At 61.8% G+C, this 18,700-nt stretch carries 23 protein-coding genes; 16 read left to right on the top strand and 7 right to left on the bottom strand.

Annotated elements, in window-relative coordinates; translation table 11 throughout:
• The 7 genes from ACS5Q1_RS33460 to ACS5Q1_RS33430 form a co-directional block, all read left to right on the top strand.
• On the top strand, window positions 1-542 hold a 542-nt coding region (locus ACS5Q1_RS33460), incomplete at its 5' end, for a cytochrome d ubiquinol oxidase subunit II (RefSeq protein ID WP_473102260.1).
• Window positions 542-664, top strand: a complete 123-nt coding sequence (locus tag ACS5Q1_RS33455; RefSeq protein ID WP_473102259.1) for a DUF2474 domain-containing protein — start codon at window positions 542-544, stop codon at window positions 662-664. The genes ACS5Q1_RS33460 and ACS5Q1_RS33455, both read left to right, overlap by 1 nt.
• Window positions 665-933: 269 nt before the next feature.
• A complete protein-coding gene (locus ACS5Q1_RS33450; protein WP_473102258.1) occupies window positions 934-1,311 on the top strand; it encodes a DUF488 domain-containing protein in 378 nt (125 codons plus the stop codon).
• Between the two features lie 157 nt (window positions 1,312-1,468).
• A complete protein-coding gene (locus ACS5Q1_RS33445; protein ID WP_473102257.1) occupies window positions 1,469-2,158 on the top strand; it encodes a CBS domain-containing protein in 690 nt (229 codons plus the stop codon).
• Between the two features lie 224 nt (window positions 2,159-2,382).
• Entirely contained in the window at window positions 2,383-2,715 is a 333-nt protein-coding gene (locus tag ACS5Q1_RS33440; RefSeq protein WP_473102256.1) for a hypothetical protein, read from the top strand.
• 13 nt (window positions 2,716-2,728) lie between these two features.
• Window positions 2,729-5,233, top strand: coding sequence for a vitamin K epoxide reductase family protein (locus tag ACS5Q1_RS33435; protein ID WP_473102255.1), 2,505 nt, complete (start codon window positions 2,729-2,731; stop codon window positions 5,231-5,233).
• A 277-nt stretch (window positions 5,234-5,510) separates the two neighbouring features.
• Window positions 5,511-5,774, top strand: a complete 264-nt coding sequence (locus tag ACS5Q1_RS33430; RefSeq protein ID WP_473102254.1) for a hypothetical protein — start codon at window positions 5,511-5,513, stop codon at window positions 5,772-5,774.
• Window positions 5,775-6,198: 424 nt separating this feature from the next.
• Here the strand turns inward: ACS5Q1_RS33430 and ACS5Q1_RS33425 are convergent, their stop codons facing one another.
• A complete protein-coding gene (locus ACS5Q1_RS33425; protein WP_473102253.1) occupies window positions 6,199-6,480 on the bottom strand; it encodes a hypothetical protein in 282 nt (93 codons plus the stop codon).
• A 413-nt stretch (window positions 6,481-6,893) separates the two neighbouring features.
• On the opposite strand from ACS5Q1_RS33425, the gene ACS5Q1_RS33420 reads away from it, so the two are divergent.
• On the top strand, window positions 6,894-9,242 hold the full coding sequence (locus ACS5Q1_RS33420; RefSeq protein ID WP_473102252.1) for a PAS domain-containing protein: 2,349 nt from the start codon (window positions 6,894-6,896) through the stop codon (window positions 9,240-9,242).
• 676 nt (window positions 9,243-9,918) lie between these two features.
• On the opposite strand, the gene ACS5Q1_RS33415 is transcribed toward ACS5Q1_RS33420, so the two are convergent.
• Window positions 9,919-10,908 (bottom strand): phasin family protein, encoded by a 990-nt coding sequence (locus ACS5Q1_RS33415; protein WP_473102251.1) that lies wholly within the window; start codon window positions 10,906-10,908, stop codon window positions 9,919-9,921.
• A gap of 491 nt (window positions 10,909-11,399) precedes the next feature.
• Between ACS5Q1_RS33415 and ACS5Q1_RS33410 the strand changes: the two genes are divergently transcribed.
• Window positions 11,400-11,603, top strand: a complete 204-nt coding sequence (locus ACS5Q1_RS33410; protein ID WP_473102250.1) for a hypothetical protein — start codon at window positions 11,400-11,402, stop codon at window positions 11,601-11,603.
• Window positions 11,604-11,667: 64 nt separating this feature from the next.
• On the opposite strand, the gene ctaD is transcribed toward ACS5Q1_RS33410, so the two are convergent.
• Window positions 11,668-13,293 carry a cytochrome c oxidase subunit I gene (gene ctaD, locus ACS5Q1_RS33405; RefSeq protein WP_473102249.1) on the bottom strand — a complete coding sequence of 542 codons (1,626 nt, stop codon included), beginning with the start codon at window positions 13,291-13,293 and terminating at the stop codon, window positions 11,668-11,670.
• A gap of 298 nt (window positions 13,294-13,591) precedes the next feature.
• On the opposite strand from ctaD, the gene ACS5Q1_RS33400 reads away from it, so the two are divergent.
• The 7 genes from ACS5Q1_RS33400 (at window position 13,592) to ACS5Q1_RS33370 (ending at window position 17,263) form a co-directional block, all read left to right on the top strand.
• Window positions 13,592-13,717, top strand: coding sequence for a hypothetical protein (locus tag ACS5Q1_RS33400; protein ID WP_473102248.1), 126 nt, complete (start codon window positions 13,592-13,594; stop codon window positions 13,715-13,717).
• A 30-nt stretch (window positions 13,718-13,747) separates the two neighbouring features.
• Window positions 13,748-14,080: a hypothetical protein gene (locus ACS5Q1_RS33395; RefSeq protein ID WP_473102247.1), complete on the top strand. Its 333-nt coding sequence runs from the start codon at window positions 13,748-13,750 to the stop codon at window positions 14,078-14,080.
• A 127-nt stretch (window positions 14,081-14,207) separates the two neighbouring features.
• Entirely contained in the window at window positions 14,208-14,597 is a 390-nt protein-coding gene (locus ACS5Q1_RS33390; protein WP_473102246.1) for a carboxymuconolactone decarboxylase family protein, read from the top strand.
• Between the two features lie 10 nt (window positions 14,598-14,607).
• A complete protein-coding gene (locus ACS5Q1_RS33385) occupies window positions 14,608-14,916 on the top strand; it encodes a DUF6522 family protein (protein ID WP_473102245.1) in 309 nt (102 codons plus the stop codon).
• Window positions 14,917-15,375: 459 nt separating this feature from the next.
• Window positions 15,376-15,852: a DUF2231 domain-containing protein gene (locus tag ACS5Q1_RS33380; RefSeq protein WP_473102244.1), complete on the top strand. Its 477-nt coding sequence runs from the start codon at window positions 15,376-15,378 to the stop codon at window positions 15,850-15,852.
• Window positions 15,853-16,283: 431 nt separating this feature from the next.
• Entirely contained in the window at window positions 16,284-16,724 is a 441-nt protein-coding gene (locus tag ACS5Q1_RS33375; RefSeq protein ID WP_473102243.1) for a PAS domain-containing protein, read from the top strand.
• Window positions 16,725-16,729: 5 nt separating this feature from the next.
• Window positions 16,730-17,263, top strand: coding sequence for a DUF488 domain-containing protein (locus ACS5Q1_RS33370; RefSeq protein WP_473102242.1), 534 nt, complete (start codon window positions 16,730-16,732; stop codon window positions 17,261-17,263).
• Here the strand turns inward: ACS5Q1_RS33370 and ACS5Q1_RS33365 are convergent.
• The 4 genes from ACS5Q1_RS33365 to ACS5Q1_RS33350 form a co-directional block, all read right to left on the bottom strand.
• The gene (locus ACS5Q1_RS33365; protein WP_473102241.1) at window positions 17,245-17,565 is read right to left on the bottom strand and encodes a hypothetical protein; all 321 of its coding nucleotides are present in this window, start codon (window positions 17,563-17,565) and stop codon (window positions 17,245-17,247) included. The two genes, ACS5Q1_RS33370 and ACS5Q1_RS33365, sit on opposite strands and share 19 nt — an antisense overlap.
• Window positions 17,566-17,634: 69 nt before the next feature.
• The gene (locus tag ACS5Q1_RS33360; RefSeq protein ID WP_473102240.1) at window positions 17,635-17,787 is read right to left on the bottom strand and encodes a hypothetical protein; all 153 of its coding nucleotides are present in this window, start codon (window positions 17,785-17,787) and stop codon (window positions 17,635-17,637) included.
• A 125-nt stretch (window positions 17,788-17,912) separates the two neighbouring features.
• Entirely contained in the window at window positions 17,913-18,269 is a 357-nt protein-coding gene (locus tag ACS5Q1_RS33355; protein WP_473102239.1) for a GreA/GreB family elongation factor, read from the bottom strand.
• Between the two features lie 66 nt (window positions 18,270-18,335).
• On the bottom strand, window positions 18,336-18,700 hold a 365-nt coding region (locus ACS5Q1_RS33350), incomplete at its 5' end, for a hypothetical protein (protein WP_473102238.1).

Raw genomic sequence — 18,700 nt, 5'->3', positions numbered from 1 at the left:
GGCTCACGCCGTTCAGTCTATTGGTCGGGTTCAGCCTCGTGGTCGGTTATGCCCTGCTCGGTGCGGCCTGGCTGGTGATGAAGACCGAGGGAGCCGTTCAGGACCACAGCTACCGCCTCGCCGGCAAGCTCGCTCTTGGGCTGATCGGTTGCATCGGTCTGGTCAGCGCGGCGACGCCGTTCCTCAGCGGCGCCTATTACGAGCGCTGGTTTGCCTGGCCGCAGGTGCTGTTCACCGCCCAGGTGCCGCTGCTGGTCGGCCTCTGCTCGGGGACGCTGCTGGTGAGCTTGGTTCGTCGCTGGGAATACTGGCCGTTCCTGCTGACGCTGGGGCTGTTCGCCCTCTGCCTCGTGGGGCTTGGCATCAGCATGTTCCCGTACGTGGTGCCGAACGCCGTCACGATCCACGAGGCCGCGGCGCCGCCTTCCAGCCTCCGGTTCATGCTGGTCGGCGCGAGTGTGCTGATCCCGATCATCCTTGCCTACACCGGCTACTCGTACTGGGTGTTTCGGGGCAAGACCGGACATGAGGGATATCATTGATGCGCGACGAGATCGAACCGAACTCTGCGTTACACCGATGGCTGTGGTTCGTCGGCCTCTGGGCCGTCGGCGTTGGCACGACGGGAGCGGTCAGCCTCGTCATCAGGTTCTGGCTGACATGACAATCGATGTCTGATCGTCCGCTCAGCTGGTCGGCGCCACGGCGCAGGAGCTGATGGAGGCGGTCTGGGTGGCCGCCGAGATGCGGGCCGGCGGAGCCTTTGCTCACGCCAGCCTCATGATCGCTTCCTTGTCCGAAGATCGGTAGGCAATACGCGATTCCGGCGCTCGGCCATTATCCTTGGGGCCATCTGCGGTTTCTGGGGGCGCAAACCGGAGAGGTGATCCAGTAGTGCCAAGTGCCGCCAATGACCGGCATTGGAGCATCCCCATGAGCACACAGGTTCCAGAAAACAATGTTCGGTTGAAGCGGGCTTATGAGCCGCCGTCGGCCGATGACGGAGCCCGCATTCTCATCGACCGGCTCTGGCCTCGTGCGATTTCCAAGCACACCCTTGCTCTCGATCAGTGGATGAAGGACATCGCGCCGAGCACCGAATTACGCCGCTGGTTTGGGCATGATCCTGGACGATGGCACGAATTCTGCCGCCGCTATGCAGCCGAGGTGCATGAACACCAAGATCTGTTGGAAGAGTTGCGGGCCCGTGCCCGCAAGGGCCGGATCACTCTCGTGTTCTCCGCCCGCGACGAGATGCACAACGATGCCGTCGCCCTCCGGAGCTTTATTCTGCACGGCCTGGTGCATTGAGAAGCAGTCCAAGTGCAAAGAAAGTGATTTGAACCTGCAAATCTATTCGTTTGTCACGTACCCTGTCCAAGCATACCCTTCTTCTGTCGACCGATGGCGCCGATGACCGGCATACCTTCACAAGCCTCTCGTCAGCGCACACCCAGAGGAGGCAGGGATGCTCACCGCCGCGGATGTCATGACGACTGCGGTCATCACGGTCAGGCCCGAGACGTCAATCCACGAGATCGCCAAGTTGCTCTGCAACCATCATATCAGCGGCGTTCCGGTGATCGGAGACGAGGAGCGGCTGCTCGGCATTGTCAGCGAAGGCGATCTGATCGGGCATGCCCAATTGGCCGGTGAACAGCGTCGATCCTGGTGGCAGACTTTCCTCAACGGACCCACGGTGCTGGCTCAGCACTACGCCAAATCATATGGTCGGACGGCCAGCGATGTCATGACGAAAAGCGTGGTCACGGTCCTGGAGACCACGTCAATCGCCGACACAGCCCGCACCCTGGAGCAACACCGGATCAAGCGTGCACCGGTGGTACGGGACGGAAGACTCGTGGGCATCGTGACCAGAAGCAATCTGCTTCAGGTGCTGGCAACCACCGACGTGTCGAAGCCGATGAACGTTGCCGACCGCATCATTCGGGAGCGGCTGAATGACGAACTTGAGGATCAGCCCTGGGCATACCTCTCGAAGAACATCGTCGTCGAAAATGGCGTCGTTCACCTGTTCGGCATTGTCCAGTCAGAGGAGGAGCGACACGCCATCCGCCTCGCTGCGGAAAATCAGGCCGGAGTGAAGGCGGTGGAGGATCACCTCTCGATCGTGCCCGTCGCCGCCTACGTTTTCTAAGCGGCTTAAAGTGGGAGATCACAGAGCCGGCAAGGGAGCTCACGCCAGCCAGATGTATCCTGCCTCACTCCTCGAAGAGGCCGGATGCGCCCTGGAACTGCAATTATTGAGGTTACTGTCCTTCATGCTCATTCGCCTTGAAAATTGTCGGTCCGTTCAGGTGCTCGACCCCCGTGGTTTGATGACTCAGCATAATCAGGCTTTCAGAACATGATGGTGTAGACATGACACCTACTCAGGGTGAAACGGCACTATCACCGACCTTCAAAGCGGTTCTATACGGCATTGCGCTGACGGCACTTGCCAGGGCATCTCTTGTGCTGGCCGTCTGCATCATCATGGATGCGCTCGGCGGCCAAGGTCTCGGACTTAGTCTGCGGACAGCGGTCCTTGCCTTCGGCCTCCTTGGGGGAGCCGCGCTTGGCCACGGGCTGAGAGCGGAGCGGACTTCAGAATTTGGTCAGGCAAGCCGTTTCTATGCCCTCGCCCTTGTGAACTACTTCATCTGCTATGCCGCACTGCTGGCTGGAAGCTTCTTGAAACCCGGTGGCACTTGAGGGGTCGTAAGCTTTGCATGGCAGTCATCTCCTGACCTCATCCACCGATCAACGACCCGTCGTCCTCATCACCGGGGCAACGGGCAATTTGGGCCGTTCGTTGGGGAAGGTGTTTGGCCGCAACTACCGGACGGTTGGGCTCGACCGCGTCGCGGAAGCGGCTGACTTTCCGATCATTCCGGTCGACTTTACGTCCGACGCGTCGATGGAGTTGGCGTTCCGCAAGTTCCGCGACACCTTTGGCTCGCGCATCGCAAGTGTCATTCACCTCGTCGCCTATTTCGATTTTACCGGTGACGATCACCCTCTCTATCAGTCCGTCACGGTCGAGGGCACCCGCCGCCTGCTGCACACCCTGCAGGAGTTTGAAGTCGATCAGTTCGTCTATGCGAGCACGATGCTGGTGCATGCGCCGTGCCGTCCCGGCGAGCGGATCGACGAACGCCAGCCGATTGATCCGCGCTGGGCCTACCCCAAATCGAAGGCCGCAGCCGAAGAGGTGATCCGAGCGGAGCACAAGCACATTCCCTATGTCATCCTCAGGCTGGCGGGCGTCTATGACGAGCACACGACGGTGCCCACGATGGCGCAGCAAATGGCGAAGGTCTACGAGCGAAACTTGCAGAGCCACTTCTACTCCGGCAGCACACTCGTCGGCCAAGCCATGCTTCACCGCGCGGACATGCTCGACGCCTTTCGCCGCACGGTCGATCGCCGCGCCGCCTTGCCGCGCACGACGGAGATCCTGATCGGTGAACCTGATGCCGTCGGCTACGAGGCGCTCCAGGATGAACTCGGCCGGCTCCTGCACGGCGCGGACAACTGGCCGACGCTGCGTCTGCCGAAGATCGTGGCCGCCGCCGGGGTCTGGGCGCAGGATGAGCTAGAGCCGGTCATCCCTGATGTGATCGATAGAGGCGAGGAGCCGTTCATCAAGCCGTTCATGATCGCTATGGCCGATGATCACTACGCCCTCGACATCGAACGCGCTCGCGAGCTCCTGGGATGGGAGCCCCGGCACCGGTTGAAGGACGAGCTGCCAACGCTCGCTGCGGCTCTCAAAACGGATCCGGCGCGATGGTATAAGGCGAATGGGGTCACACCCCCGGCTTGGCTCAGTGACGCGGCCGATCTGGGGCGAAACCCGGGAGAGTTGAGCACCCGCTACATCGCCACGATCACGTCCGAGCATCGCGCCAACCGCTGGGCGCATTTCGCCAACATGGGTCTTGGCACCTGGCTCATCACCCAGCCACTGCTGATCGACGTCCCGGAGCCACTCCTGCGCTGGAGCGAAGTCATCTTCGGTGTCGCGGTCATGGTGTTCGCGGCGGCTTCCCTGTCCTGGCGGGCGCAGTGGGCGCGTTGGGTCTGTGCGGGTATCGGCGCGGCCGTGATGGCTGTGCCGTTCCTGTTCTCGACGCAAAGTGCTGCCGCCTATCTCTCGGACACGCTCGTCGGTTTCCTGATCTTCGGCTTTGCTGTGTGCACAAAGCCTGAGCCTGGCCCATCCGCCGTCGCTGCGCTCACCGGGCCAACCGTCCCGCCGGGCTGGAGTTATAACCCGTCCAGCTGGGTGCAGCGCCTGCCGATCATCATATTGGCGCTCGTTGGCCTCTACGTCTCGCGCTATCTGGCGGCCTACCAGCTCGGCCATATTCCCGATGTCTGGGATCCCTTCTTCTCCGGTTCTCCGGCTGACCCGCAGAACGGGACCGAGGAGATCATCACCTCAGCGGTCTCGACGGCATGGCCGGTGTCCGATGCCGCGCTGGGCGGTTACACCTACCTGCTGGAGATCCTCACCGGTCTTGTCGGCTCGCGATCCCGCTGGCGTACCATGCCCTGGTTGGTGATCCTCTTCGGCCTGATGATCGCGCCTCTGGGCGTCGTCTCGGTTGTATTCATCATTATCCAGCCGATCGTCATCGGCACCTGGAGCATCATCGCCTTGATCGGCGCAGCCGCGATCCTGCTCCAGATTCCCTATTCGCTTGATGAAATGATCGCGACGTTCCAGCTCATGCACCGCCGGATGAAAGCGGGCCGGAACGCGCTTCGTGTGTTCCTCCTGGGCGACACCGATGTCATGGAGGAGACACAGGACGCGGATCCGACTGCCGATGAGTTTGATAGACCACTTGGCACCGTGATCAAGGACATGGTGGGCGGAGGTGTCAGCCTGCCGTGGAACCTCGCCCTCTCCGGACTGATCGGCTTGTCCCTGCTGTTCACGCGCATCACGCTCGGGTCGGAAGGCAGCATGGCAAACTCCGATCATCTGATCGGTTCGCTTGTCCTCACCGTGATCTCGCTTGCTGCGGCTGAAGTCGCAAGACCGTTGCGGTTCCTCAATATTCCGCTTGGGCTCGCGCTGTTTGTCACTCCGTTCATCTACGGTGCAAGCGCGACTGCGGCATTGGTCAGCATCGCCTGCGGCGCGGCTCTGATAGCGCTCAGCATACGTCGTGGTCCAATTCGGGAACGATACGGAGCTTGGAGCCGGGTGCTGGTGTAAAGAGGGATGGCCGCAATGACCTCTCGTAAGGCCTTGTCACATCAAGCAAGGAAAGACCTTTTTGGGCCAGAAGCTGGCCGGACTAACCCATTGAAATCGCACCATCAGGCTCCCTCCGGAAGGACAGGAGAAGCAAGGACAACACGTTGATGTGACAATGTCGTCTCGAAGGGGGTACGTAAAGAGCCGAAGTAGTCTTACCCACTCCTCTGCGCTTGTTAATCTAAGTTCATTCCGCCACCTCTTGGCCAAGAAGAAGTAACGATAAGAGGAAACCATGCCCAAGAAGTCCCACCCGACCTATCGCATGTACTCGCCGAGCCTCGACGCCATGATGAGAGAGGTTCTCCATACCCTTGGCAACATCGATTTTGCCCCCGAGGTTGAACTGGAAAAGGTTGAGGCGAGTGCTCTCGAGCCAAAGCTGAAAGAGCAGATCAAAGGCAAGATCAGCGCCGCCCTTTGGGAGAGGCGCCAGCCGTATGTGGACCTCCTGGAGACGCTGCGGCGGCAACAGCACCGTCAATCGTTCGCAGCCTGATGGTGTCAACGCTGACACCGATTAAGTCGGAAAACCGCATCGCTGATCGCCCTGCCTGGGGGAACTGCACTATGGCGAAGGGCGCGGTGAGCACTACTCAAACGCTTGCGGGAATTGGCAAGGCAATCGTGGGAGGGACGCAATGACGAGCAAGGAAAGCAAGCCGGCGGCTCGAAGACGACCGCGTATTGCCCGGCTTGAGCTCAAATTTGCGACCGTGGAGGCTCAGATCGCACGACTCGCGCCGAACAACAGCTTGGGACTGGCTGAGGACGACGATTGTGCTCTTTGGAGACGCACTCCCCTCTGTGTGGCTTGGCGCTCAAGCGGGTGGCACCAGACGAGATTGCGGCCGCGGCCAAGCTGCGCGAGCATCCTCTATCTGGAACATGCGCGGCCTCTCGGGCGCGGCTGCAAGCATCATTCACCATTCAAACCCGGAGGAGTAACATTGATCGAGATCCGTGAAGAACTGGGCTCGCTCATCCGAACTTGCGAGGCTGCGGCCCAGACCCGCATTGACCATGCCCGGCGGGCCCACACTGACTTCCAGCGTTCCTTTCATGAGCGGCGTGCGGCCGAGGCGCTCCAGAGAGCCGACAAATATCGGCAGGAGCTCCACCATCTCGCCCGGGACGGGTGAGCCGACCCACTGGACTTGCTTTGGGAGGGTGGAGCATTTCACATCAAGCAGGAGGATCTCCATGCCCCAACCCCACAGACGCTGTCTGCAGGAATTTCAGGATGGGGCTGTAAGGCTCGCCCCGACCAGCGGCCGAAGCCAAACACACTATAGCTCGTGACATCGACGGCTTCTATAATCCCATCCGACGCCAGTCCACGCTGGGCGTTGTCAGCCCGGTTCAGTTCGAAAGGTCAACAGGGAAGCGGCCAGACTGCGCTCCACTAATCTGAAGCAAGTCCAGGGGCGGTCGACTTCAGCCTAAGGCAGGGCGGTCCGGGGATGGAACCAACTGATGTCATGGCAGGAGCGCGGTGGTCGCCGTCAGGAGACCGAGGCAGGAGATCCAGCTTTGACTAAACTCCTCAGTCCGCGAAGTATGCGCATCCGGTTTGGACACGCATTTGCACAAATGGTGGGAGATGGATGAGCCACGGGTGAGTGCTTCCGATTTCCTGACAGGTGCGGGCGCAATGGGAGCCTGTATCCGGGACCATGACTGGTCCGCCTCCCCTCTCGGCCCCATTGAGACGTGGCCGCAGGCATTGCGCATCATGGTGGACGCCATGCTCCGTTCCAAGTTCCCGGCCTGTCTGGCATGGGGACCGGAGCTGATCATGCTCTACAACGATGCTTACTTGCCACTCCTGGGCGCCAAACCGGACGCGCTGGGCCAGCCCATGCAGCAGGTCTGGGCCGAGACATGGGACGCGATCAGCCCCATTGTCGCAAGCGCCCTTCGCCGTGAGGCCAGCTACTTCGAGGACCTCCCGCTCACAATAAAGCGCCATGAGTGTCCGGAAGAGACCTGGTGGACCTTCTCGTACAGCCCGATCCCGGATGAAGCCGGTGAGATCCGCGGGATGCTCGCCATCGTGCAGGAGACGACCACTCGGGTGCTCACCGAACGCCGTCTCCGCTTCTTGATCGAGCTCAAGGGACGCTTGCGGGACGTTGCAGAGCCGCGTGACGTCATGGTCATGGCCGCGGAGATGCTCGGTCGCCATCTCGGAGCAACCCGGGTCGGCTATGGTGAGATCGATCCCACGGGTGAGTTCCTGTCGGTCGAGTGCGACTGGAGTGCTGATGCGACATCGACCTCTGCCGACCGGTACCGCCTCGATGCTTTTGGCGCGCCGATCATCGAGCAACTAAGGGCGGGGCACACGGTCCATGTGAACGACGCGTCAGTCGATCCGCGTACCGCGGACGAACTCATTGCGGCCGAGTACATCCCGACCGGCAAGCCGGCCGTCATTATCGTGCCGCTCATCCGCGACGGCCAGTGGATCGCCGCACTGTACGTTCATCAGGCGCAGCCGGGCCATTGGCGCGAGGAGGAGGTGACGATGACCGAGGAGGTCGCCGAGCGCACCTGGACGGCGGTCCTGCGGGTGCGAGCCGAGACGGCCCTGAAGGAGAGTGAAGAGCGCTACCGGCAACTCTCGGAGGTCGTGCCGCAGATCGTGTGGTCGGCCGACCCGGAGGGCCACATCGACTTCTTCAACTCGCGCTGGTTTGCCTACACAGGTCTGTCGGACGAGGAAGGCTACTTGGAAGGCTGGGAGGCCGCGATCCATGCGGACGACCGCTCGCATATTCTGGAAGCTCGAGCTGAGGCGATCCGGACCGGCACTACCACGGAGTTTGAGTACCGTCTGCGCAGAGCCGACGGGGTGTATCGCTGGCACATGAGCCGGGCTGTTCCAGTACGGGACGACCAAGGCGAGATCGTGCGCTGGTTTGGCACCTTCACCGACATCGATGACCGCAGGCGGGCCGAGGAGGCCCTGCGCGAGAGCGAGGAGCGCTTCCGGCAATTTGCCGAGCACTCCACGGCGGTGTTCTGGACCCTTGACGTCGCGACGATGCAGCCGGAGTTCCTGAGCCCGTCCTTCCAGCAGGTCTGGGGCGAAGCGCCCGAGGCCGTGCCACGGGACTTTGCTCAGTGGATGGAGACTATCCACCCAGATGACCGGGAGGCGATTGTCACCGCCCTCCGACAGATCCGGGAGGAAGGCCAGGTCGTGGTGCGGGAGTACCGGATCCTGCGGCCGGACGGGACCGTGCGGTGGATCCAGAACACCGGCTTTCCGATCCGGGACGAGCACGGGCAAGTGGTGCGGGTGGCGGGCATCGCCCAGGACATCACTCAGCACGACGGATCGTTGGTCTATGTGGTCGATGGCGATGAGACCTCCCGCCGGAAGCTGTCGGTTCTGCTCCAGGGCGCTGGGTATCAGGTGAAGGGGTTCGACACCGCCAAGACCTTTCTGCAGGTGGCGTTGGTGCTGGTACCCGGCTGTGTGGTGCTCAACGTCCAGACCCCCGCGGCCGGGGAGCTGACGATCCCAAGGGAGATGAAGGCACGCCAGCTCGGCCTGCCCGTGATCGTGATCGGCGACGCCCATGGCGATGTGACGGTCGGGGTTCAGGCGATGAAGGCGGGCGCATCGGACTTCCTGGACATCTCCTATCGTCCGGACGAACTCCTGGGCTCGATTGCAACCGCTCTCGCCTCGATCCAAGATCTGGCGGAGCGGGACCAGGCGGCGGAGCTGGCCAAGACGCGGATCGCGGCCCTCCCCACCCGCGAGCGGGACGTGCTGGACGGGCTGCTGGCCGGCGGTACCAACAAGATGATTGCACGAGCCCTCGGCATCAGCCCGCGTACCGTCGAGGCGCATCGGGCCCGCATCATGGAGCGGCTCGGAGCCCAGAGCCTGCCCGAATTGGTGCAGATCGCCGTTGCGGCTGGATTGCAAACGAAGGCGCCAGAGAGCTAGGAGACCGGTTATGGAGCCGCCAGAGGACCATGAACAGCCTCGCGCTATGTGCCAGCGAAAGGTCCAGTGTTCAGGGCCATCATCACCGGTTGACGGCAGCGGCGCGTGCATGCCCGCCGCTGCGGCGTTCCTCACGCCGACATGTTCGGCGATCTCTCCACCACGGCGAGGGAGATCATGTGAGAATGCCAGCTGCCCGCGACAAAGCCTCGAACCTTTCTCGGGCGTGTTCAATGGTTTGCGGATCTGGATGCTCATGCGCTCGGGCCAGGGCTGCGGCCGCGATGAGCCATATTCCAGGTCGGGCCGTGCGAAGCTCGGTGAATGCCCTGAAGCCGTACCATCGCATCGCGGCCATCGCTTTATAGACATCTCGGATCGGGTACTGCCGCTTCCGTCCAGGTGCCGCTTCAAGCGTGACCATGACAGGCGAGCTGAACGAGTCTCGGTTCATGAGCTATCCCCGCCAAACATCGAAAGACACCTCCGATATTGGCCATCGAGTTCGCGCTCGTCGTGACAGGCAGTCTCACGTCGACGCGACTGGACGCTCCATCTTCCCCATTCGTCATTAGGACTGATCGACGCGGAGATCTCACATCCGATTACTGGGTCGGTCGTGCATCACGTGCTCCTGGCCGTAAGCCAGGAGCACGTGCGCGCCGTCCACACATGCTTATTGCGCCACGCGGTGGATGCGCTGTGCTGTCTCAGTCGGAACTGTCATGGTCCGAGCCGCCTCATGGGCCACTTGGATTGTCAATTCGGTGATGCGCCGGCTGTTGTCGAGGGTCTGCTCGAGGTTGTCCCGGATCAGAGACGCCTGAGCCACAACAAAGTCTGGCACCGACCGGCAGTGCGCGAGGGCCGTCAAGCCGTCAAGGTTCTTCTGCAGCCGCTTCCGGCTCAGCACGACCCACTCGCGGGAGATGTCCTGCACGCCCCGGGCCAGAACCGTTCCCGAATGAGCCACGGCGTGGAAGTGATGCGAGGTTTGCTCGGCCAGCCCGTTATCCCCATTGGGAAGGACGACCTGCATCGCCTGATCCGTTGATCGGCGGGCCAACTCTGACACGGCCCCAAAGCTGCCCTCCATCGCCTCCTGCATGGCACGTGCCATGATTTGGGCACCTTCCACGCCAGCCTTCATGGTGTCCGCCATGCCTTCCGTCACGCGCTGGACGGTTTCGACCCACTCGCGGGAGTGCCGGGCGTCAGCTCGCTTGGCCTCTTCGACAGTTGCCATCTCATCCTCCACTTTCTTGACTACAGCTTCGGCGTCCTCGTCGCTCAAGACTTGGAGTACGGCAGGCAGCAGTTCCTTCTTGTCGTCGCGCATATGCTGCTGGAACACCCTGCGCATTTCAGCCAGTTTGCTGAGGAATTCGGCATTGTTCTTCGGCATGCGCTCCAGTTCTGTCAGGAGCGCACGGGTTTCCTGATTGTCATTGATCGCATGCTGCACGAGATCCTGCATCCCGTGCTTCCTCAGGATTGGAAAGAGATACTGCTCCTGGAGACCGGCCAGGAGTTCCAGCTCTTCCTTCAGGTCCGAAAGCAGCCGCTCCCGAGTTCTGACCGCGTTGTCGGACGTCCGGAGGAGCTTCTCAAAGAGCTCGTTCGCCTTCTCCGGCGGCGTTTGGCTGTATGGTCCGTTGCTGGTCATATGTCCTCGCACGCCTTCAAAGAGGCGATCTTGCAGGTGGCGCCGGTATCAGGGGCTGGAATCTGGGATGCCGGACGCGACTTGGTCCGGCCCTGTTCACCTGAGTTAATACCAGGCGGTTGACAGCGGTATTGGGGTTCCTACGCCGTAACCATACGCAGTGATCCTGTGAGAGGGCGCACCATGCTCGGACGCACAGTGCTCTGCCGATGGTTGAGGAACCGGCACCAATGAGGCCGCAGACGTGGTTCTGTTGCACGTCGTGAGATGGACAGCACGAGGCCGGACAGCCTGGAGCTGCAGCGAGCCGGTCGAATCGTCACTGCGGTCTTCGGCGGCTCATCATGACCTGAACTATCTGCAATTCTCCAATCCCGGCCTCTCCATCGGCCCGGGCCCCTCAGGTTGGATTACATCGTGCAGGTCGGCGGCACCGTCTATTTCCGGAAACGTGTGGCCAGCCCTATCTTGCAAGCGACCGATAGCACGTGGTGCCGCATGCGCCGGAATTCACGCTCTCAGCCTACGCAGTCTACCCGGAGGACGCCGACAGCGGTGACCTGGCGGCCGCGTTGGCGGGACTGCGCGAGGTCGCCCAATCGGATGAGCCGCGGCCTCGGGACAAGGCAGCGCCGGCAGAACCGGAGGCGGCCAGCAAGGGCACCAATCTTGGAGTCCCCATCCCGGCGGAATGAAGCCCGTGGGAGACACGGCTGGTGGCACCGAACAAGGAGGCTGCGATTGGCGCCACACGCCTCCTCAGTGATGGGTGTCGACGATCCGCGGCAAGGTCTCGAACTGGTGGAACGGCGGCGGAGAGGACAGGGTCCATTCCAGCGTCGTGGCACCCTCACCCCACGGATTGTCGGCAGCTTTCTCCTTGCGCCGGAAGGCTTCCACCACGCCGTACATGAAGACGAACAGGCCGACGAAGAAGATGTAGGCGCCGATGGACGAGACGAGGTTCCAGCCCGCGAAGGCATCCGGGTAATCCGCATAGCGGCGCGGCATGCCGGACAGGCCGAGGAAATGCTGCGGGAAGAACAGCACGTTGGCGCCGATGAACGCGACCCAGAAGTGCAGCCTTCCGATCCAGTCGGGCATCATGTAGCCGGTGATCTTCGGAAACCAGTAGTAGATGCCGGCGAAGATCCCGAAGACCGCGCCGAGCGACAGCACGTAGTGGAAGTGCGCCACCACGTAATAGGTGTCGTGCATGTAGCGGTCGACGGGAGCATTCGCCAGCACGACGCCGGTGACGCCGCCGACCGTGAACACGAAGATGAAGCCGATGGCCCAGTACATCGCCGCCGTGAAGCGGATCGAGCCGCCCCACATCGTGCCAATCCACGAAAACACCTTCACGCCGGTCGGAACCGCGATCACCATCGTGGCGAACACGAAGTAGGCCTGGGTCTGGAGCGAGAGACCGACGGTGTACATGTGGTGCGCCCAGACCACGCTGCCGACCACGCCGATCGCCACCATGGCATAGGCCATGCCGAGATAGCCGAAGATCGGCTTCTTGGAGAAGGTGGAGACGATGTGACTGATGATGCCGAAGGCCGGCAGGATCATGATGTACACTTCGGGGTGACCGAAGAACCAGAACAGGTGCTGGTAGAGCACCGGATCGCCACCGCCGGACGGCTCGAAGAAGGTCGTGCCGAAGTTGCGATCGGTGAGCAGCATCGTGATCGCGCCCGCGAGCACGGGAAGGGTGATCAAGAGCAGAAAGGCGGTGACCAGCATGGCCCAGGCGAAGAGCGGCATCTTGTGCAGCGTCATGCCCGGAGCGCGCATGTTGAGGATCGTGGTGATGAAGTTGATCGCGCCGAGGATCGAGGCCGCACCGGCGAGGTGCAGGGCCAGGATGCCGAAGTCGAAGGCTGGGCCGGGATGGCCGATGGTGGAGAGAGGTGGATAGGCGGTCCAGCCGCCGCCGAAGCCGACGGATCCAGGAGCGCCCTCCGAGAACAGCGAAAGGATCATCAGGGCAAACGCCGCCACAAGCAGCCAGAACGAGATGTTGTTCATGCGCGGGAAGGCCATGTCCGGCGCGCCGATCATCAGTGGCACGAACCAGTTGCCGAAGCCGCCGATCAGGACCGGCATGATGACGAAGAATACCATGATCAGGCCGTGGCCGGTCACGAAGACGTTGTAGGCTTGCGGGTTGGCGAAGAACTGAAGCCCGGGCTCCTGCAGCTCCAGGCGCATGCCGATGGACAGCAGGCCCCCGATGATGCCGGCGACGAAGCCGAACATCAGGTAAAGGGAACCGATGTCCTTGTGGTTCGTGGAGTAGAACCACCGGCGCCAGAAGGTCGGATAGTCGCCGTGGGCCGCAGCATCCAGTTCGCGCCCGTGAACCCTTTCAGGCATGTCATGGCTCTCCAGAGCCACAACAGGGTTGAGCAACGGCCGAGCCCTGGCAACCGAATTTTATTGCTGAATACCAGCAAAACTCTTGCACGATGTACAGACAACCACGCGAGTGCTTAGAACCGTCACCCAAGAAACCTGAACTCCAAAGATTTTGCTTGAAAAGACCAAACAATTTCGCTTGTCGCGGCCGCTGTCCGGGCCGAGGATTGTTGCGCCATTCCGGCGGATCACCTCTCATCCGAGATGAAGGGCACAGCCGGAACAATTCAGTCGCACGAAGCCATGGAGGATGCAGATGCACCCCGCCCGAGCCAAACAGTCTGCGGCCATCTCCGACGGCAGCACACGCGAACGATGGCTGACTGTCAGCCTTCTCGCGGGCTCCTTGGCCCTGCTCGCCTGGTGCGTGGTTGCACTCTAGGAAGGACAAACCCAACGGGAGAGCCCGAACATGTGCAGCTACAATCTGTTCCGCCACGCCGATCGCACGGAGCTCATCTGCGCGGTTCCGGAAGTTCGGCCCGTACCGGGATTCATCACAGGGCCGCCATGGAGTTTCGTCGGATGCATGCGGGAAGGTTCCAACGGCTCGTCAGGTTTCAATCATCGAGCGGCGGAAGCGAGCGTTCAGTACAACGGCTTCTACCTGTTCCAGCTGATCCATGCGTCGGACCTCCAGTCATGGCTCGATCAAGGAGTCACGCCGCAGTCCGACGGGGAAGCTCCCATCGGCGGCAAGGACCGGCAGAGGGAGATACGGGAACTCAGGATGATTGCAGGCTGAGACAAAGCAATCTGATGATCAGGTGCGCGACTGGGGATTGCAGTGTGCGGAGAGTCGCTGCAACACAACCAAGGCTCATCACCGACGTGGCTCTTCGAAACACACCATGCGTGGTGGGGAGGCGAACATGGCTGGCCCGATTTACCCGGAACCATCGCCCGAGCTCGCGCGCAGGCGCCGCGAGCTTGCGCCTGACGTGCAGGCGGCATTTGAGGCGTTCGGACGCCAAGTGTTCGCCGATGGCGCGCTGAGCGCCAAGACCAAGCAGCTGATCGCTGTCGCAGTCGCACATGTCACGCAATGCCCTTACTGCATCCAGGGACACACCAAGGCGGCGCTGCGGGCCGGCGCCACGGCGCAGGAGCTGATGGAAGCTGTCTGGGTGGCCGCCGAGATGCGGGCTGGCGGCGCTTACGCGCATGCCAGTCTCATGATCGCGTCTCTCCCGGGGGAGGCTCAGGCGGACGGCAAAGCCATGGCAGCCAACGGGGCCCCTGGTCAGCCGGATACAGCATAGGAGCCGCCTTGTGACCGCCCCGGAGAAAGCTGCCGGTATTCGCATCCTTACCGGGGCTGTCGAGATTGATGCGGCCATTCTGGCGGAGGGGCTCGGCCTCGCAGCGTCTCTTGTGCCCGTGCTGATCCGCAACGGCGAGATCACGAGCCTCTGCGAGCGGGGCGTGGGTGACGATGCGGGGCGGCATCGTCTGACATTTTTCTACCGGGGCAAGCGCTGCCGCGTGGTTGTCGACAATGAGGGTCGATTGCTCCAACGCTCGACCATCGATTTCGGCGACCGTTCTCTGCCGCCGCGGCTTCGCAGAACCGGGGGCTGACCGCTCACTGGCGATCAGAGCTAACTATCAGAAAATGGGAATGCGCCCTTCCCGGTTTATTTTGGGCTGGAATGGCAAACGATCGACGCATCAGCGCGAATATCGATAACGGGTCGAGGAGAGTGGCGCTGATAGGTGCAATGCTGGAGACGATCAGCGGCATCTCATCCGCAGCATGTAATCACGAAGGAGGGATACCAGTCCGGGAACCTTTGTTGGAACCGCCCATCTAATGATCAGCAACAGGAGCTTGGCCATGCAAACAGCAGCGGTCACGGGGGCACGATTGAACGATGAGGAGGTGTGTGGCGCCGCGTCCGCATCACGGGTGCGAGGGCTCGCCGGGCTCGCGGTCCTAAGCGCCGTTACCGCATTAGCTGGGCTGATCGGCGGCCGCCCGCGCATGCGGACAAGATCACCGACACAGAACTTCCCGCTGGATAGGGAACGGAGGACGTCATGCGAGCTGAGACCACCATACGGACACGCAACCCCCAAAGCACCGCGCAGATCGCCGGACATCCGCTGCACCCAATGCTGATCCCGTTCCCGGTCGCCTTCCTGGTAGCGACCCTCGTGTGTGACCTCCTGTTCTGGAACACGGGCAACAGCGCTTGGAGCACGGCCTCGCTCTATCTCCTGGGCGCAGCGCTCATCATGGCAGCGCTCGCAGCTGTTGCCGGTCTGACCGACTTTCTCGGAGATCGGCGCATCCGCAGCCTGTCAGCGGCTTGGCACCACATGGTTGGAAACGTCGTCGTGGTCCTCCTCTCGTTGTGGAACTGGTACCGCCGCTATGAGGCCGGTGATGCTGCCGTTCTGCCAACGGGGCTCCTGATATCGCTCGTCGTGGTTCTCCTCCTGCTCTACACCGGCTGGCGCGGTTGGGAGATGGTCTACCGTCACAGGGTTGCCGTCTCGGATCAGGAGACCTGACCCGAATGCGCCTCATTGTTAGCGAGCCTCGGCGCTGTGGTGGGCCTTCCGCACGGACTTGCGTATCGTGCGGAAAGTGGATCCGGTTTTCGCTGATGCGGACCTCTGGTTCCGCGCCCAACGATGCGCTGTTCAAGGGATTGAGCATCGGAGCTAAAAGTGGACCCACTTTTGGCTCCGATGCTCTAATCTGCTCGTCTGCGGTGCTCGTCTGCGGTCTTGCATTCGTGCCCTGCCGGCTTCCGTGAATGGCGTCGGAATACAGTGGCACATCGGCGATCCAGAAGCTTGATCATCCAGGCTCCTTGGGGGGTTGAACTCTGACCATTCGACGCCGCTGACGATCTCGGGCTGGTCAGACTGGATCCGGCGCCGAGTAGGGCAGCCCGGCCCAAGGCGCAGGCTGTCTTGGGGTAGGAGAGGAGGCTGAAATGGATCTGACCCGGCTTGTGGCCGACGCAATTCTCTCGGCGGCCGCCGATGCCGTGGTGGCGTCGGACCGCGAGGGGATCATCCGCGTGTGGAACCCGGGCGCGGAGCGGATCTTCGGCCATCGCGCGGACGAGGCGCTGGGGCAATCGCTCGACCTCATCATTCCGGAGCGCCTCCGCCCACGCCACTGGGAAGGCTTCCACCGCGTCATGGCCACCGGCGAGAGCCATTACGGCGCAGGCGACCTCCTGTCGGTGCCGGGCCTCCGCAAGGATGGACAACGGATCTCGCTGGAGTTCACCATTGTGCCGCTCAAGGACGAGCGGGGACAGATGCAGGGTCTCGCTGCCGTCATGCGGGACGTGACCAGCCGGTTCGAGGAAATCAGGGGCCTGAAGAAAAAGCTGGCGGACGCAACCGCACCCCCGAGCCCTCACTGACCGGCATGACAAACCCGTTCTACACCATCGGGCATTCCACCCGCACCATTCCGGAATTCGTGGACCTCCTCCGCGAGGTGAACGTCCGCCTCGTGGTGGATGTCCGAACAGTTCCGCGCTCCCGGACGAACCCGCAGTTCAACCGCGACACTCTGCCGGAGAGCCTTGCAGGTTACCAGATTGGATATGAACACATGGCCGAACTCGGCGGGCTGCGCAGCAGGCAGCGCCAGATTGCTTCCTCTCTCAACACATATTGGGAGAACGAGAGCTTCCGGAACTACGCCGACTACGCATTAACCGACAAGTTCCGTACCGGGCTCGCGAGGCTGTGCGACCTCGGGAGCGAGAGCATCACGGCGATCATGTGTGCTGAAGCGGTGTGGTGGCGATGTCATCGCCGCATCATCACCGATCATCTGCTCGCCTCCGGCCGCGCCGTGTTCCACATTCTTGGCGCCGGCAAGATCGAGGCGGCGTCGCTGACGCCCGCGGCGCGCCTGGGTGCTAACGGGATCGTCTACACTCCCCAGCGCTGAGCAAGGCCGCGTCGGTCTTTTTTCTGATGGTTCTGAAACGAAGCTTGGCCCAATTGAACCGCGATAGCGCACCAATAGACGGAGTTGCGGTCTTTCGAATGGAAAGCCGGAGGCTCTTGGGATGCCGCATTGTCGATCGCGAAACGGCATCCCTTTTGCCTGACAAGGCTGTGGCCGAGAATACCTTGACTGTTCGCTTGCAGCGCCGAGCGCAGGGGCGCGCCGAAGGGGCGTCCGCCGTTGCGAACGTTCTCGCGGGCCAGATCGATCGCCTCGCGGCAAACTGGCTGGGCTGTGGACATGTCGTTTCTCATCCCTTGAGGGACAGGCACGAGCGCAAGTCGGCAGAACCCGGCCGCAAGTCAACCCGACTAGCCGATCTGATCGATCATAATCTTACGGATTTCTTCGCGAGTCAGCGTGTGGGGAAGAGGCACCCGCGTTGCGGGCATGACAGCCTTCAGCTCAGTGGACTGGCTGTCCTGCGGCTTGCGCGTGGCGAGGGTCTTACGTTCGGCTTTCATTGTTCTTCTCCTTTAGCCGCTTCACAGGATATCGACGTAGCAAGGTTCCGGCGCTGATTTCAGGCACCCAGCCCTGCCATTCGTTCGGGCTGAAAATGCCCCGACGCACAGTTAGCCGGCTTTGGTCACCCCGTTGGGCCGTGCCAATCGATGGATTGCCCTTCAGACAAACCGATCCAAGCAGCACCGATCCGGCTCAGGATCGACACTCTACCCGCGTCCATATCGTCATCACCGCGGTACACCAGGGTGATGCGGCGAACGTGTCCCGTCACATCGTCTTGATATTCGACATCTGAATGCATCGTCACAACGTCCAGACGGATTAAGGCGGGAGCAACGATCTTGGCGCGCCGGGGTCCGCCAATGAGCATCTCGGCGGCCGTTGGGCGCCGGCTTTGAAGGCCAGCGGTCGCAATCGAGGCAAGTCGATCGTAGTCGACAGTGGACAGGGTGATTAACGGCCGATCACGCGGTTTCATTAGATCCTCCACCTTGGGTATGCACCTCTGTCACGAGAGTGGACCAACGTTTCGCCTGTTTGACTGTCAGGGTCGTCCACAGACGATCACTGAACATGGATCGCTGGCCGGAAAAGTATCCATCAAGGCATCGTCGAGACGGCGGTCGAGATCCTCGTTTGAGTTCTCGTCCCAGGCGGCGGACGTATCGGGTGAAATCTGTGCGAGCTCGGTCTCATCAGCCAAAAGCCTGAAGCCGACATCCTCAACCAGGACCTCGTTGATCGGGGCGTTGACGCTCATCCGGAACGGCATGCGGTCACCTACTTGTTTGATCCCGGGGTTTGATGGTGCATTCTTATCGCCGGAATGGAGGGATGCGCTATGGGCCAGGTTCTCCATGGGAGCGCCACAACGACAGAGGCAGTCCGTCGAGCAATACAGCATAGTCA

This window comes from Microvirga sp. GN3, from assembly GCF_055792825.1.
Note: the sequence above shows the minus strand (reverse complement) of the source record. Positions and strands in the feature narration are given on the sequence as shown.

Excerpts from the sequence above, each read along its gene's own strand:
- ACS5Q1_RS33455 (WP_473102259.1), top strand. The coding sequence starts at position 542 with ATGCGCGACGAGATCGAACCGAACTCTGCGTTACACCGATGGCTGTGG.
- ACS5Q1_RS33450 (WP_473102258.1), top strand. The coding sequence starts at position 934 with ATGAGCACACAGGTTCCAGAAAACAATGTTCGGTTGAAGCGGGCTTAT.
- ACS5Q1_RS33445 (WP_473102257.1), top strand. The coding sequence starts at position 1,469 with ATGCTCACCGCCGCGGATGTCATGACGACTGCGGTCATCACGGTCAGG.
- ACS5Q1_RS33440 (WP_473102256.1), top strand. The coding sequence starts at position 2,383 with ATGACACCTACTCAGGGTGAAACGGCACTATCACCGACCTTCAAAGCG.
- ACS5Q1_RS33430 (WP_473102254.1), top strand. The coding sequence starts at position 5,511 with ATGCCCAAGAAGTCCCACCCGACCTATCGCATGTACTCGCCGAGCCTC.
- ACS5Q1_RS33425 (WP_473102253.1), bottom strand. The coding sequence starts at position 6,480 with ATGGAGATCCTCCTGCTTGATGTGAAATGCTCCACCCTCCCAAAGCAA.
- ACS5Q1_RS33415 (WP_473102251.1), bottom strand. The coding sequence starts at position 10,908 with ATGACCAGCAACGGACCATACAGCCAAACGCCGCCGGAGAAGGCGAAC.
- ctaD (WP_473102249.1), bottom strand. The coding sequence starts at position 13,293 with ATGCCTGAAAGGGTTCACGGGCGCGAACTGGATGCTGCGGCCCACGGC.
- ACS5Q1_RS33400 (WP_473102248.1), top strand. The coding sequence starts at position 13,592 with ATGCACCCCGCCCGAGCCAAACAGTCTGCGGCCATCTCCGACGGCAGC.
- ACS5Q1_RS33395 (WP_473102247.1), top strand. The coding sequence starts at position 13,748 with ATGTGCAGCTACAATCTGTTCCGCCACGCCGATCGCACGGAGCTCATC.
- ACS5Q1_RS33390 (WP_473102246.1), top strand. The coding sequence starts at position 14,208 with ATGGCTGGCCCGATTTACCCGGAACCATCGCCCGAGCTCGCGCGCAGG.
- ACS5Q1_RS33380 (WP_473102244.1), top strand. The coding sequence starts at position 15,376 with ATGCGAGCTGAGACCACCATACGGACACGCAACCCCCAAAGCACCGCG.
- ACS5Q1_RS33375 (WP_473102243.1), top strand. The coding sequence starts at position 16,284 with ATGGATCTGACCCGGCTTGTGGCCGACGCAATTCTCTCGGCGGCCGCC.
- ACS5Q1_RS33370 (WP_473102242.1), top strand. The coding sequence starts at position 16,730 with ATGACAAACCCGTTCTACACCATCGGGCATTCCACCCGCACCATTCCG.
- ACS5Q1_RS33365 (WP_473102241.1), bottom strand. The coding sequence starts at position 17,565 with ATGTCCACAGCCCAGCCAGTTTGCCGCGAGGCGATCGATCTGGCCCGC.
- ACS5Q1_RS33360 (WP_473102240.1), bottom strand. The coding sequence starts at position 17,787 with ATGAAAGCCGAACGTAAGACCCTCGCCACGCGCAAGCCGCAGGACAGC.
- ACS5Q1_RS33355 (WP_473102239.1), bottom strand. The coding sequence starts at position 18,269 with ATGAAACCGCGTGATCGGCCGTTAATCACCCTGTCCACTGTCGACTAC.